Origin of the sequence: Pararhizobium polonicum (assembly GCF_001687365.1) — a bacterium.
Lineage (GTDB): Bacteria > Pseudomonadota > Alphaproteobacteria > Rhizobiales > Rhizobiaceae > Pararhizobium > Pararhizobium polonicum.
This window is the reverse complement of record NZ_LGLV01000006.1, coordinates 380,158-394,825: the sequence shown is the minus strand read 5'-3', so window position 1 is coordinate 394,825 and position 14,668 is coordinate 380,158. Positions and strand designations below refer to the sequence as shown.

General features: G+C 60.9%; 6 protein-coding genes. 4 read left to right on the top strand and 2 right to left on the bottom strand.

Going from position 1 to position 14,668, the window contains the following annotated elements; genetic code table 11:
- Nucleotides 1–22: 22 nt before the first annotated feature.
- Together fepB and ADU59_RS10650 are read right to left on the bottom strand one after the other, a co-directional pair.
- Entirely contained in the window at nt 23–1,012 is a 990-nt protein-coding gene (gene fepB / locus ADU59_RS10655; RefSeq protein ID WP_068954065.1) for a Fe2+-enterobactin ABC transporter substrate-binding protein, read from the bottom strand.
- A 6-nt stretch (nt 1,013–1,018) separates the two neighbouring features.
- Nucleotides 1,019–1,879 carry a helix-turn-helix transcriptional regulator gene (locus ADU59_RS10650; protein WP_244506402.1) on the bottom strand — a complete coding sequence of 287 codons (861 nt, stop codon included), beginning with the start codon at nt 1,877–1,879 and terminating at the stop codon, nt 1,019–1,021.
- 203 nt (nt 1,880–2,082) lie between these two features.
- Between ADU59_RS10650 and ADU59_RS10645 the strand changes: the two genes are divergently transcribed.
- The 4 genes from ADU59_RS10645 to ADU59_RS10630 all read left to right on the top strand — a co-directional run bounded on the left by ADU59_RS10645 (nt 2,083) and on the right by ADU59_RS10630 (nt 14,652).
- On the top strand, nt 2,083–4,275 hold the full coding sequence (locus ADU59_RS10645) for a TonB-dependent siderophore receptor (RefSeq protein WP_083198221.1): 2,193 nt from the start codon (nt 2,083–2,085) through the stop codon (nt 4,273–4,275).
- 39 nt (nt 4,276–4,314) lie between these two features.
- Nucleotides 4,315–5,694, top strand: coding sequence for an enterochelin esterase (gene fes / locus ADU59_RS10640; RefSeq protein ID WP_083198208.1), 1,380 nt, complete (start codon nt 4,315–4,317; stop codon nt 5,692–5,694).
- A 55-nt stretch (nt 5,695–5,749) separates the two neighbouring features.
- On the top strand, nt 5,750–5,983 hold the full coding sequence (locus ADU59_RS10635) for an MbtH family protein (RefSeq protein WP_068954063.1): 234 nt from the start codon (nt 5,750–5,752) through the stop codon (nt 5,981–5,983).
- 152 nt (nt 5,984–6,135) lie between these two features.
- Nucleotides 6,136–14,652 (top strand): amino acid adenylation domain-containing protein, encoded by an 8,517-nt coding sequence (locus ADU59_RS10630; protein ID WP_068954062.1) that lies wholly within the window; start codon nt 6,136–6,138, stop codon nt 14,650–14,652.
- The last annotated feature ends 16 nt before the right edge of the window (nt 14,653–14,668 follow it).

The window sequence follows — 14,668 nt, the reverse complement described above, 5'->3', positions numbered from 1 at the left end:
GAATGGATCCGACGACGTTGCGTCAGGCGAAAAGCCGTGTCAGCCGATCCAGCATGTGAGACGCGCTGTAGTAGTCGAGACGGAACGTATCCATTCCCACGGCATAGACGCGCTTGCTGGACACGGATCGGATGTGCTGGAGGAATTTATTGGCATTGACCTGATCGACGACGCTGCCGTCGGCTGCGAACAAAAGCAGCGTTTCGCCATTCAGGCCGTCGGCGAATTGTTCGCCCGAAAGCTGGATGATGTCGCTGCGGACGCCCATGGTCGTCATCGTCTTCAAACCGGGCGGGATGGCTGCAAGCTCAAAGCCCAGGGAGATGAGAAGCTTTCCTTGGGCGGACGCGGCGGTCCAGACATTGGCGCCGGAATCGTCTTCGTAATAGACCGCCGCAGTGGTCGGCTGGGGCGGCAGGCGAAGGGTCTTCGCCGCCGCGGCAACGCGCCGATCGAATTCGGCAATGACGGCCGCGGCTTGCGCCTCGCGGTCCGTTGCAGTGGCGAGAAGCAGCGCCACTTCCTGCCAGCTTTTATCATCGTAGTTGACGACAAGTGTTGGTGCGATCTGGCTGATCTGGTCGTAGAGGCGCAGCGCGCTATCGCCACCCGTTGCCGACATGACGATCAGATCCGGTGCCGCCGCCATGATGGCTTCCACATCGGGTTCGGCGCGATAGAGCGGTAGGATACCCCTCTCGTGGGCGACGTCGGCCCATTGGGTAAAGAAGCCAGTATTGTCGGCAACCGTCCCCATGTTGTTGGTGGCAGAGCTTGCAATCACCGGCGCGCCAATGGCAAGCAAAGTCCCGGTCAGGGTTACGCTCGTCGAGACGATCCGCTGCGGCTTGCTGTCCAGCGTGACGTCACCCTTCGGGGTGTGAATGGTGCGCGACCATGGGCCATCGGGCGCTGCTGCGCGAGCTGCCCCCATATCGCAGGCAGCGAGTATTCCACCTCCAGCCGACAGCAGGAAGGAACGACGTTTCCACAAGGGTGAAAAGGCTGGCATGCGGGATTACCTGCGCTTGTATTTCGGCAAGACGCCGTAGGTTTTCTTGAAGGCCGTCGTGAAATTGGACGGTGTATTGTAGCCGGCCAAATAGGCGGCCTGGCCAATGGTCGCCCCCTCGCGCTCCAGCGCTTCGTAAGCCCGTTCAAGCCGGCTCCGGCGGATGAACTCGAAGACCGTCAGGCCGAAATGCTCCTTGAAATGGCGCTGGACGGAAGAGACGCTGCCCCCGCTCTCCCGGGCAATTGCCTCGATCGTCAGGTCCTCGCCGAGATTGGCCAGAATGTAGTTGTAGACGCGTTCGCTTTGACGCGCGCTCGACAGCTGCGGGCCCTGGCGCTCCGACTTGCGCGCTGCAAGCTCCGCGCATGTCAGGGACATGAGATCGAAGGCCCGCGAGCTGCGGAAGAGCGTGCGCATTTCGCCCTGCATCGCCGCCGGCGGACTCATCAGCTGTTCTGCCAGCATGAGAATGTGGCGGCTGGCGTCGATGCGGAAATTGGCCAGATGCGTCGACACGAAGTTCTGCAACGCCGGCACGCCATCCGTCTGCGCGCTGATCAGCCAGTTCATCCACGACAGGGGCGCCGATATCATGATCTTGCGCAAAGGGACCTTGCTGGCATCGATGAATTTCAGCTTGGAAGCACGGGCCACGTTCAGCACGAACACGAATGGAGCGCAGGCTTCGCCGAACCCGGCGTCGATGCGGAACGGCACGTCATCGACGATGAAATGCTGGGCCCCTTGCAGCAACACCATGACGATGAATTTCGGCAGGATATCCTGCGTTTCGGTATCGGATGTGCATGCGGTCGCGCCCTCGATCGTGCCGACGAACAAGGGTTGCGGGATATTCAGATTCATCACGACGTGCTGCATTCCTCAGGCCTTACCAGAAAATTCCATTTGCAAAGGGCCCGTGCTTTCGCACTGCCGTTTGAACAATGTTTTTTGCCGTTTCCCCAAAAACCTACTCGGTCGACAGCCTCTGTAGCATCATATACATGACAACAATAGTCAAGTTTATCGGGGCAACGCAAACCCCGGCAATGATGGGGACCTTGTTGATGCTGCGCCTTCTTAGAGATCGTTATTTTTCCAGTTCGGCCGTGCTGCTCGTGATGGCAGGCGGTGCGTTTGGCACTGCCGCCCATGCGCAGGAAAGCGGCACCGCGACTACTCTCGAGACGATTACGGTCCACGGCGAAAAAGGTGACGGTCCGGTCGACGGCTACGTCGCCAAGCAGAGCAAGACGGGAACCAAAACCGATACGCCATTGATCAAGACGCCGCAGTCGATCGCCGTTGTCTCCAAGCAGCAGATGGCGGACATGGACGTGCAGTCGGTCGCGGAATCGCTGCGTTATACGCCGGGCGTGGTCACCGAATATCGTGGCGCCTCTAACCTCAACGACGAAATGTTCGTGCGCGGATTTTACTACGTGCCTCGTTATCTCGACGGCCTGTTCTTCGGATCCGGGCTTTCCTATTCGAAGCTCAATCCATACCTTCTGGAGCGGGTCGAGCTGCTTTCCGGTCCGTCATCGGTCCTCTACGGGCAGGCAAACCCCGGCGGCCTGGTGAACATGGTCAGCAAGAAGCCGACCGATACGCCGCTGCATGAAGTGGAATTAACCGTTGGCAACCGAGACCGTGCCGGCGTTTCGTTCGATGTCAGCGACCAGGTTCCCGGCTCCGATTCCCTATCCTACCGCCTTGTCGGAACAGGCCTTACGACGCATCTGCAAGAGGATTTCACCAAGCAGCAAACCTTTGCGATTGCTCCTTCCGTCACCTGGTCGCCCAGCGATCAGACGACATTGACGATCCTCGGCGGTTATCAGAACGAGCCCCATGCCGGCTTCCGCAACTTTCTTGATGCCGCAGGTACGGTTACCCCCATTACGGGCTATGGTTACGTGCCGCGTGATTTCTTTGTCTCCGACCCGAATTACGAACGCTTCAAGCGGGAGCAGGCGTGGATCGGTTATGAATTCGAACACGAGATCAACGACACCTTCACGGTTCGGCAGAATGCACGGTACCAGTCCTTGCAGTATGAGCAGGACACGCTCGTATGGGGCTATACAAGCCCCGATCCACTCACCGGTTTCAATACGATCGTCAACCGCGTCGCCAGCAGTGGAACCGACAAGGTCAACCAGTTCGTCATCGACAATCAGCTGCAGGCCAATTTCGATACGGGTGCTGCTCAGCATACGCTGCTTGCCGGCTTCGATTATCGTTATCTCAGCCGTGAATATCGCTGGCGACGCAGCTGGGATGCACCCACCATTGATCTGACCAATCCACAATATGGTGGCTTCGATTTTGGTTCGCTGGACTTTGACCCTTCGTCGACCGAGGACACAAAGGCGAAACAGGCGGGTCTTTATCTTCAGGATCAGATCGAGATCGGTCAGCTCAATCTGTCGGTCGGTGGACGTTATGACTGGGCCAAAACGGATATCGACGACCTGCTTAACAGCAAGAACTACGCTTACGACGATCATGCCTTCACATGGCGCGCCGGCGCCATCTACAATTTCGACAATGGCATAGCCCCCTATGTCAGCTATTCCACCTCGTTCGAGCCTTCTCTGACCGCTCCTGGTGCTGGCAAGGCCGCTTTCAAGCCGACGACTGCGGAACAGTATGAGGTCGGTGTAAAATATGCCCCGGAAGGTAGCAACATCCTTCTGACTGCGGCCTATTACGATTTGACGCAAAACGACGTCGTCATGGGCAAGTGGGACAGCACTCTTGGTGAAAGCGTTTATTCGCAGATTGGCAAAATCCACAATCGCGGTCTGGAATTGTCCGCCCGCGGCGAGGTCTATGACAACCTCTCCCTGATCGCGAGCTACGCCTATATCGACTCCGAAATCGTTGATTCCCTGGAAACGGATACGATCGGCAAGATGCCGGCGCGTGTACCGGGGCATCAGGCAGCGCTTTGGGCAAATTACGCCTTTGCAAGCGGCCCGCTTGACGGCTTAACCGCCGGTGCCGGTGTCCGCTACATCGGCAAGAGCTGGGGCGACGATCAAAACAGCTTCTCCGTCGATGCGGCAACCCTCATAGACGCGTCCTTGAGCTACGACTTTGCGGCGGTCAATCCGGACTGGGCCGGGATTTCGCTCAAGCTCAACGTCAAGAATCTGGCCAACAAGACCTTCGTGGCGTCCTGCGCCAATTCGACGGCCTGCTTCTACGGCGAAGGCCGCACGGTAACCGCCACGCTGAAGCGGACATGGTAACCGTGCGTGCCCCCCAGACAAACGCAAAAAGACAGCGCCATGGGTAGAGAAACAGTATCGCGAGCACCGGCTGCCTTCGATGGGGCAGCCCCCATCTTCAACGACCGGGCACCGCAGACTGCTGCGTTGCTGGGTGCGCCGGACCGGGGGGAAGCTGCATGGTGGAGCCGGGTTGAGGCCTGCATTGTGCCATTGATCGAAACCGGCAAGGATGGTGCTGCCTGCGTCACGTTCCTGTGGCGTGACAGCCAAGGCTGCGAACGGACATCGCCGATAGAACGCGTCTATGCGGATGTGAATTCCGTCACCGATCATCACAGCTTCACGCCGCAAAGCCTGGAGCGGATCGGCGGCACCGATATCTGGTTCTGGCAGGTCGAACTGCCCATGGACTGGCGCGGCACCTATGGGTTCATTCCCGTCGATGCCGCCCAGCGGCCACCGGCGGTGCCAAGCGATCCCCATTCGAAGCGTAGTCTGCAACGGGCGTGGTGGTGCTCGATCCTCCCGCTCGCCATTGCCGACCCGCTGAATCCGCTGACGGCTTACACTGTCGGCGGGCGCATACCCGTATCGCCACTGCATCTGCCGGACGCACCCAACTATGAATTGTGGCACGGAATCGATGCCGGGCAGTCAGCCCACGCGGCGGCACGGGATCTGATCGAGATCGACTGGGTGAGCCACATCCAGAACAAGCGGCGCAAGATATGGATCTACATCACCGGCCCCAAGCAAGAAGCGGTTCCGGCTGACGGATACGCCTTGGTACTCCTGCTTGACGGCGGCAACTGGGTTGAGCAGACGCCGATTCACCCGGTGTTGGAGGCTGAAACGGCCAGCGGCCATCTGCCTCCGGCCGTCTACGTCTTCATTGACGTGATCGACAGCGACAATCGTGGCGAAGACATGCCCTGCAATGCCACCTTCTGGCAGGCCATACGCGATGAATTGCTGCCGCTTGTGGCAGATATCGTGCCCATTGCCACTGATCCGGCGCGTAATGCCGTAACCGGACAAAGCTACGGCGGGCTAGCCGCCACCTATGCCGGTTTGCACATGCCGGATCGTTTCGGCCTGATCCTCAGCCAGTCCGGTTCGTTCTGGTGGCCCAATTTCGATGCGCTGCGATCGGCGCAAAACCAGACGGAGCGGCGCGAGGCAGCCAGAACCGGATGGCTCACGGCACAGGTCGAAGCGGGCAATCGGACGACGAGCGCGCAACCGCAAAACCGGCTGCGCGTGTTCATGGAAGTCGGACGCCGCGAAGACGACATGATCGATGCAAGCGATGCGATGGAGGCAGCCCTCAGCCAGGCCGGACACGATGTCTTCTACCGCCAGTTCGAGGGCGGCCATGACGGCCTCTGTTGGCGCAACGGACTGATCGACGGATTGCGCTGGCTATTGGCCAGGTAGTTTTTCCCAGCCCAGATCGTTTTGTCGGCAAAGACAACAGTCAAAAGAGGATGCCATGAGTTCAGATGACGTCAATCCACTCGACGACGAGAACGGCACGTTTCTCGTTCTGCGCAACGCGCAGGGTCAATATAGCCTGTGGCCCGATTTCGCGCCCGTCCCTGCGGGATGGTGCGTTGAGGCCGGGCCTGACAGCCGCGCCTTCTGCCTCGAATTCGTGGAAGAGCGCTGGGGGCCGGCATTGAGGCCCGGCGCGATCGCCGTCACCGAACAGCCCTTCGGGCTTTGATCGAGAAACAGGGTTGCCGTTCCAAATGCGAGCCGTTCGTCAAGCCGGCTCACCGGCTTCAGGCCGGTAGCAGGTAAACGACGGCGCGCGGTTTATCCGCGCGGGACATCGATCGTGAAAACCGCACCCAAACGCATTGTGAGAAAGCCATCATGACCATCGCAGCATTCAGTTCATCGCGCTCCGATACATCCGATCAGGCGTCCGTCCTGACGTTGCCGCTTGCCGCCGCCCAGCCGGGCATATGGTTTGCAGGTCAGATCGAGCCGGAAGCCCAGACGTTCGTTGTCGCGCATTACGCCGATATGCACGGCGCCATCGATGCTGCGCTGCTACGCCGGGCCATTCGCAGCGGGCTGGCCGAGGCTGACACGATCCATGCCCGTTTCTCGGATAGCGACGGAGAACCAACTCAAAGCTGGCCGCAGGAACGCGCGGTTGAAACCATTGCAGAGCCTGATGTCTTCGATCTGGCCGATGAGACTGATCCCATCGTCACCGCCCACGCGATCATGCGCGGCGATCTCGACACCGCTCCGGCACCCGGCGCCGATGGGCCGCTCTATCGTCATATCCTGCTGAAAGTCGGCAACGACCGCTGGTTCTGGTATCAGCGCTACCAGCATCTCTGCGTCGATGGCTATAGTTTCGCCGCGCTGACCCGGCGCATCACCCAGATCTATTCGGCCCTGGCAGAAGGGCAGACACCGGATGCCAATCCATTTACGTCCTTTGCCGCAGTCGTTGAGGAATATCGAACCTATTCCCTTTCGGAAACCTGCGAACGCGATCGTGCTTTCTGGGCCGGCTATCTGGAAGAAACGGATGCTCCGGCGATGCTTGCCGCAACGGGCGGCTTGGTCAATCAAAGCACGGCAAACCTGGACGTCCTTCGTCTCAAATTCCAGCTTGAAGCGCCCGTGCTCGCGCAGCTCGCCACGCCCAGTCAGCGCTACCGGGTCGCTCAGCCTGAAATCGTCATGACCGGGGTCCTCGCCTATTACCAGCGGATGACCGGCAGCAGCACCGTGATCGTCGGCGTGCCGTTCATGCGGCGGATGGGATCCGTGGCCATCAATGCCGTCGGTCCGGTCGTCAATGTCCTGCCCGTCAAGCTGATGCTGGATGATGCGCTCAGCTTCGGCGCACTCGCACAGCGTTTCTCGCAGGAACTCAGGCGCGTTCGCAAGCATCAGCGCTACGATGCCGAACAGGTGCAGCGCGATCTTGGCCTGGTTGGTTCAGGACGGGCCTTGTATGGGCCTACGGTCAATTTCAAGGTGTATGACGGCGGACTTGCACTCTCCGGCATCAAATCCACCACGCATGTTCTGGCTGCGGGGCCCGTGGAGGACATCGAATTCGGTCTCTGGTATGAAGGCGATGCCCTTACCATCGAGCTGTCAGCCAACCCGGCGCGCTACACCGCTTATGCTTTGGCGTCGCATCGCGATCGCCTCAATGCCTTCCTGCGCGAACTGATCGATCATGTCGATGATCCGGTCACAGCATCGCAGTTGCTTGGTCCGGATGAAAAGACGCTCATCGAGACCTGGGCTCAAGGGCCTGATATCAAGGGGCCGCCGCAGGCTTCCACGGTGCTGGATATATTCGAACGGAATGCAGTCCTGCATGCCGGCCAGACGGCCATTGTCGATTGCGAAACCCAGCTGGATTTCAGGGCGCTGTCGGCCGCTGTCGCAAGCCTTGGCCGTTTGCTGATCGCACGCGGTATCGGTCCCGGCGATGTCGTGGCTACAGCCTTGCCGCGCCGTGCCGAAGCAATCGTCGCGCTGCTTGGCGTGATGGCTGCCGGAGCGGCCTGGATGCCGCTCGATCCGGACTATCCGGCCGATCGCCTGTCGCTGATGTGCGCCGATGCCAAACCGGCATTGCTGCTGACCCGGCGAGATCTGGATGTGGCGATCACCACTGACACCGCAACGCTTTATCTCGACGATCCCGACGTCATCAGGCAGATTGCGCGGCAATCGTCACGCCCGGTAAACGATACCGATCGTCTCCGCCCGCTCACAGGCAATGATCTCGCCTACATCATCTACACGTCGGGATCGACAGGAACCCCCAAGGGAGTGATGGTTCCGCATCGCGGCCTGCTCAATCTTCTGTTGTCGCATGAGGCCGGACTGTTTGGTGATATCATGCGCAAGGTCGGCTCACGGCGCGTGAGGGCCGGACATGTCATGTCGCTGGCATTCGATTCGTCGTGGGAACAGATCATCTGGATGCTGCTCGGTCACGAGCTGCATCTGTGTGACGAAGAACAACGGCGTGACGCCCTGGCGCTCGTCGAACTCCTCGTCCAGCGCCGGATCGACACGCTCGACGTGTCGCCATCAATGCTGCAGCAGCTCATCAATTCCGGTCTGTTCGATCATGAACAGCGCCCTGTGATGATTCAGGTCGGCGGCGAAGCGGTGCCGGGCGCGCTGTGGCGCGAACTGCGCCAGCATCCGGACATTCATTTTCACAATTTCTACGGCCCCACCGAATATAGCGTCGATGCCCTGAACGCCGGTATCGCCGAGGCGGACGTCCCGGTGATCGGCCGCCCCATTGCCAATACCACGGTCCATATTCTGGACAATCGGTTGCAGCCGGTCCCTGCCGGTGTAACGGGCGAACTGTACATCTCGGGCATGGGATTGGCACAGGGTTATCTCGGCCGTGCCGGCCTGACGGCAAGCCGTTTTGTCGCCAATCCCTTCGAAGACGGAACATGCATGTACCGCACCGGCGACCTCGCGCGCTGGCGACCCGATGGGCAGGTCGATTACGTCGGACGCAGCGATCACCAAATCAAACTGCGCGGCTTCCGGGTGGAGCCCGGTGAAATCGAACATGCGATATCGGCATTGCCGGGCGTTACAGCAGCGCTTGTCCTGGCGGAAACATTCGAGACGGGCCTGCGGCTTCTGGCCTGGTTCACCGGAAGCGCCGATGAAACCGAAGTGCTGGCCGCGCTGACCCGCAGCCTGCCGGACTATATGGTGCCCTCCAGCGTGCAGAAGCTGGAGGCCTGGCCGCTCAACGTCAACGGCAAGATCGAGCGTAAGGAATTGCCGCGTCCCGGACAGAAGACCGTTGCCGACGAAATCGCTGTTTACGCCGATGACGATGAAAAGCTGATCTGCGAAACCATCGCAGCCGTGATCGGCCTGCATTCCGTGCGTGCGGCTGACGATTTCTTCACTCTCGGTGGCGACAGCATCAGTGCAATGGCGCTGTGCGGCACATTGCGAAAAGCCGGGTTCATCCTGCGCCCGCGTGACGTCTTTGGACTGCGGCGTGCCGATTGCATGAAAACCGTCTTGCAGCCCCTGGACATACAACCGCCGTTGCGTCCGGCCGATGTTGAGGGTGATGTCAGCAGCCTGCCGATTGTAAAGTGGTATGCCGAGAATTACGGCCTCCAAACGCGCTTTGCCCAGGCCGTGCTGTTGCGCATACCGGCAAGTCTGACCCGCATGTCGATCGAACGCGGACTGGAAGCACTTTACCGCGCGCATCCGGCACTGCATGCGCGGACAACCGCAACAGGCCTGACCATTACGCCCTTGACCCCGGACTTCAGCGCGGCGTCGCTGTTGCGCACGATCGACAGTTCTCCGCCTGAACCACAGGCCATGGTCAATGAGGCCGAAGCAGCCTTCGCGGCCGCCAGTGCCCGCCTTGATCCCGCAGCGGGTATCATGCTGCAAGCGGTCCATTGGCCGGCAAGCCGTGATGACGGATGGGTGATGCTGGTTGTCCACCATCTTGTCGTCGATGGTGTGTCGTGGCGTATTCTCCTCTCCGAATTCGAGACCGCATGCATGGCCGCCATGGCCGGAACGGTACCGTTCATCGCACGCGAGGAAGCCTCGATCCGGGACTGGGCCAATATGCTGGTGCAACAGGTTCCGGTACGGCGGAGCGAGTTGCCTCTGTGGCGAGCCACGCTGGCGGAAACGTCCGGGATCATGCCCCGGCCGCTAAATGCGGCGCACGATACTTACGGCACCGCTCGCCGCAGCCGCACATTGATCGATACCGATCTGACACGGCTTCTGTTGCAGGATCTGCCGGCAGCGTACCGGGCGACCGTCGAAGAAACGCTTCTTGCCGCGGTAACGCGCGCCTTTGCACAGATCTTCCGCGTCGATCGGCTACGCGTCGCGATGGAATCGCATGGACGCCACCCGATTGACGACCGGATCGACGCTAGCCGCACGATCGGGTGGTTTACCGCAGAATATCCGGTTGTCTTCGACATGGCGCAAGCGGGCGATCTGCCCGGTGCAGTTCGTGCGGTCAAGCAAGCCTTGCGGCAGATTCCGGATCATGGAATTGGCTTTGGCGTTCTGCGTTACCTTGATGCGGACAACGGTCCCGAGCTTGCCGCGCTCGAGGCCGATAATCCGCCCGAGCTGCTGTTCAATTATCTCGGCCGTTTTGTTGCCCGCGACGGCCATTGGGCACCCCAGGCAATCGGCGGTCGTTTCGCCGATGCCTTTGCCGTCGATGTCGACCCCGGCATGAAGCTCATGCATGGGGCCGAAATCAACGCCTTCGTGGAAGAGACCGCCTCCGGTCCGCGGCTTGCCATCAACTGGACCTGGGCGAACGGTCTCTTCGATGACAGCATCATCGAAACCCTGCATGGCGCCATTGCCGCCAATATTTCAGCTCTGGCCGACACCGCCTGGGGACATCCCGCCCTTGCCGCGGATACGCTCGTTGCCGCCGACGCACCGGGGTTGACCGTCGACGAGCTTGACGATTTGCGCGAGCGGTATGGTCCGTTGGCCGCCGTCCTGCCGCTCCTGCCCTTGCAGGAAGGATTGCTTTTCCATACGCAGCTACAGGAAACGGCGAGCCGGTACAACTCGATCACCCGTATCGATCTCGCGGGTCCACTGGATGTCGCACGCCTGCAGAATGCATTCGACGCGGTTCTGGCACGCTACCCGCAATTGGCCGGACGCTTCGAGGCGGGATTGCAATGCGGATCCCGGCAGGTGCTGCCGCTCAATCCGGGCCGCTGGCCGCTGGAAACATGCGATATCAGTCGCGATACCGACAAGCAGGAAGCCCTGCGACGCATTGAACAGTGCGAGCTGGACCGCGAATTCTCTGCCGCTGAAGGCCGGCTTTTCCATGCCAGCCTGGCCCAGCATGGGGATGCCAACCACACCCTTTTCATCAATGTGCATCACCTTGTCATCGATGGTTGGTCGACGCCGGTTTTGCTGCGCGAACTCCTTGCCGCCTATAACAATGGGCCAGATACGCTGGTACCGACCCGTGTCCCCTACGCCGAGGTCATCGGCGCATTGTCGGCGCGGGATCTTGGGCCGGCGCGCACGGCATGGGCGGACATGCTCGCCGGTGCACGGCCGACGCTGCTGTTCGGAACAGCCTCGGCCTCGCCAGCCGTGCACGAGATCGACTTTATCGTCCCCGATGCTCTCGAGGCCGCCTTGCTGGCGCGCTGCCGGGAAAACGGCCTGACGCTGAACACGCTGATGCAAGGCGTGTGGGGTGCGGTGCTGTCCCTTCTGAGTGGCCGCAGAGACGTGCTGTTCGGCACACCGGTTTCCGGGCGCTTCAGCCCCATTGACGGCATTGACGAGCATATCGGACTGTTCAGCAACACCGTCCCAGTCCGCATTCGCCTCGATCCGAGCCAACCGCTTTTGCAGCAACTGACCGCCTCGCAGGCGACCCAGGGCGCGATGCTGGAACATGACGGGCTTGGCCTGGCGGAAATCCAGCAGATCGCGGGTGGTGCCACCCTCTTCAATACGCTTCTTGTCAGCGAAAACTATCCGCAGACCGACGCCCTCAAAGGCCGCGACTATGCCGGAGTGACAATAACCGGGCTGAACAATCGCGGCTATACGCATTACCCGCTGACGCTGATGGTATTGCGTGAGGAGAAGCTGCGGCTGCTGGTCGAGTATCGCGATTTGTTGCGGGATCCCGAACAGTTGATGACCCGCATCAGAATGCTGCTCGATCATCTGGCCTATGACAGCGAAAAGCCATGGTCGCAATTCGCCCCGCTCGTTCCGGCCGAGCAGGCGCTCATCGACGCGACGAATGCCACGGACGTAGCCATACCCGACGCAACCCTGCGCGACCGACTGACCAGCCAAGCGGCAGCTACCCCCGACGCGATCGCTCTGGCTGATGAACACCATTCCCTGACCTATGCGCAGCTGCGCCATCAGGTGAGGCATCTGGCCACGCGGATGCAGGCCGGCGGTGCCGGTCCCGGCACGATCGTCGCTGTCGCATTGCCGCGTTCGGTTTTGCTGACGATTGCCATCCACGCCGCGATCGAAGCCGGCGCCGCCTATTTGCCGCTGGATACCAGCTACCCCGACGAGCGGCTGGGAATGATGATCGGCGATGCGCAGCCCAAGCTGATTGTCACGGCAGCCGCATTGGCGCATCGTTTCGACCATCTTGGCATAACGATGCATGTCGATGCGCTTGCCGAAGAGGACGCGACCGCCTCCTTTGAATCATTGAGCGCGCTGAACCCGGACGATCCGGCCTATCTGATCTATACGTCGGGATCGACGGGACGGCCCAAGGGCGTGCTGGTGTCGCACCGGGCTATCGTCAACCGGCTTGCCTGGATGCAGCACGAGTATCGTATCGGCGGTACCGACGTGGTACTCCAGAAGACGCCGGCGAGTTTCGATGTGTCCGTGTGGGAGTTCTTCTGGCCGCTGATGGAAGGCGCCGCTCTCTATATGGCACCGCCGGAAGCGCACCGCGATCCGGCTGAGCTGGCGCGCGTTGTCGCCCGTGAACATGTCACGGTCATGCATTTCGTCCCCTCGATGCTCGCCGCGTTTCTCGAATGGTGTGAAGAGGATGCCGATATCCGCGCATCGCTGGCTGCAAGCCTGAGATATGTCTTTTGCAGCGGCGAAGCCCTGCCGCGCGGCCTGGCGGACCGGCATCAGGCCTTGTTCGGTGCGGAACTGCATAATCTATACGGGCCGACGGAAGCAGCCGTGGATGTGACCTACAAGCCTGCCAGCGAGCCGGGTGCCGTGTTGCCAAATGTTCCGATTGGACGCCCGGTCTGGAATACGCAGCTGCGCATTCTCGACAGTGCATTGCGGCCCGTCCCCACAGATGTCCCAGGCGACCTTTATCTGTGCGGCGTCCAGCTAGCGGACTATTATCTCGACCGGGCCGGATTGACGGCATCGCGCTTCGTTGCTGATCCTTTCGCTGACGGGCAACGCATGTATCGCACGGGTGACATTGCCCGCTGGCTTGCCAACGGAGATGTCGACTATCTCGGCCGCAGCGACGACCAGCTTAAAATTCGCGGCCAGCGTATCGAGCTGGGTGAAATCGAGGCCGTGCTTCAAGCGCAGCCGGGTATCGTCAATGCCGTGGTCAACCCGTGTGTCCTTGGAACGGCTGGAACCGCCGGTGACGCCCGCCAGCTTGTCGCGTATGTCGTCACGGATGCCGCCGGGTTCGACAGCGCCGGGCTCAAGGAAGCACTGGCCTCTCTGTTGCCGGCGCACATGGTACCGGCCCTGATCCTGCAACTGGACGCCCTGCCGCTCAGCCCGAACGGAAAGCTCGACCGCAAGGCACTCCCGGTCCCAACGGTAGCTCCTCAATCCGGGCGGCCGCCGCTTCCCGGACTGGAAAGCCGGATTGCCGCCGAGTTTGCGGCCATTCTGGAATTGCCGTCGGTACAGGCCGACGATGATTTCTTCACGATGGGCGGTCACTCGCTTCTGGCCATGCGGCTTGCGTCAAAGCTGCGCTCCAGTCTCGGAATGCCCCTGTCGGTCGGACAGGTGATGATGGCGCCGAGCGTCGCCAAACTGGCCCGGCTGCTCTCCGTCCAGCCCGGCGACAGGACAAGTGCCGGCTTTGGAACCGTTCTGCAGTTGCGCAGTGGCAAGGGCAATCCGCTCTTCTGCTTCCATCCGGCTTCAGGCTTTGCCTGGCAATATAACGGCTTTGCCCGCTACCTGCCCGCGGACCTGCCGGTCATCGGGCTGCAATCGCCACGATCGGATGGCGTCATTGCCAACAGCGGCAGCCTTGACGAAGCCTGCGAGCGCCATCTCGAAACGATCCGCAATCTCCAGCCGCGCGGCCCCTATCACCTGATCGGTTACTCCCTGGGTGGAACTCTCGCGCAGGGCGTCGCGGCTCGGTTGCGGGAACAGGGAGAGGACGTCGCTTTTCTCGGCCTGTTCGACACCTATCCGCCGGAAGGCCAGGACTGGAGCGGCAACACCGAAAACGAAGCGGGCGCGGAAGCGGACCGTGAACGCGAACAGTTTGTCGCGGCGACCGAGGACGATGCCTTCGACGAAGCAATGCAGGCAGAGAAGACCGCGATGTTCACCGACATCGTCGCCAATTATACCGACGCGGTGAAGCTGCTCGCTCACGGCAAAACCCCCTATTTCGACGGCGAGGCCGTGTTGTTCGTCGCAACACGCACCTTGCCGCAGGACTGGGATGTCAGGGGCTCGTGGGCGGGGCGCCTGAGAGGCCTCGATGTCCATGAGGTCGATTGCGCGCACGAGGACATCCTCGCCCCCGAAACGCTCGTCGAACTGGGACCCTTGCTGGCAAGGCTCCTGGCCAATGTCATGTCGCTGGGGTGATGGATATGCCGGCTTT

Excerpts from the sequence above, each read along its gene's own strand:
- fepB (WP_068954065.1), bottom strand. The coding sequence starts at position 1,012 with ATGCCAGCCTTTTCACCCTTGTGGAAACGTCGTTCCTTCCTGCTGTCG.
- ADU59_RS10650 (WP_244506402.1), bottom strand. The coding sequence starts at position 1,879 with ATGAATCTGAATATCCCGCAACCCTTGTTCGTCGGCACGATCGAGGGC.
- ADU59_RS10645 (WP_083198221.1), top strand. The coding sequence starts at position 2,083 with ATGCTGCGCCTTCTTAGAGATCGTTATTTTTCCAGTTCGGCCGTGCTG.
- fes (WP_083198208.1), top strand. The coding sequence starts at position 4,315 with ATGGGTAGAGAAACAGTATCGCGAGCACCGGCTGCCTTCGATGGGGCA.
- ADU59_RS10635 (WP_068954063.1), top strand. The coding sequence starts at position 5,750 with ATGAGTTCAGATGACGTCAATCCACTCGACGACGAGAACGGCACGTTT.
- ADU59_RS10630 (WP_068954062.1), top strand. The coding sequence starts at position 6,136 with ATGACCATCGCAGCATTCAGTTCATCGCGCTCCGATACATCCGATCAG.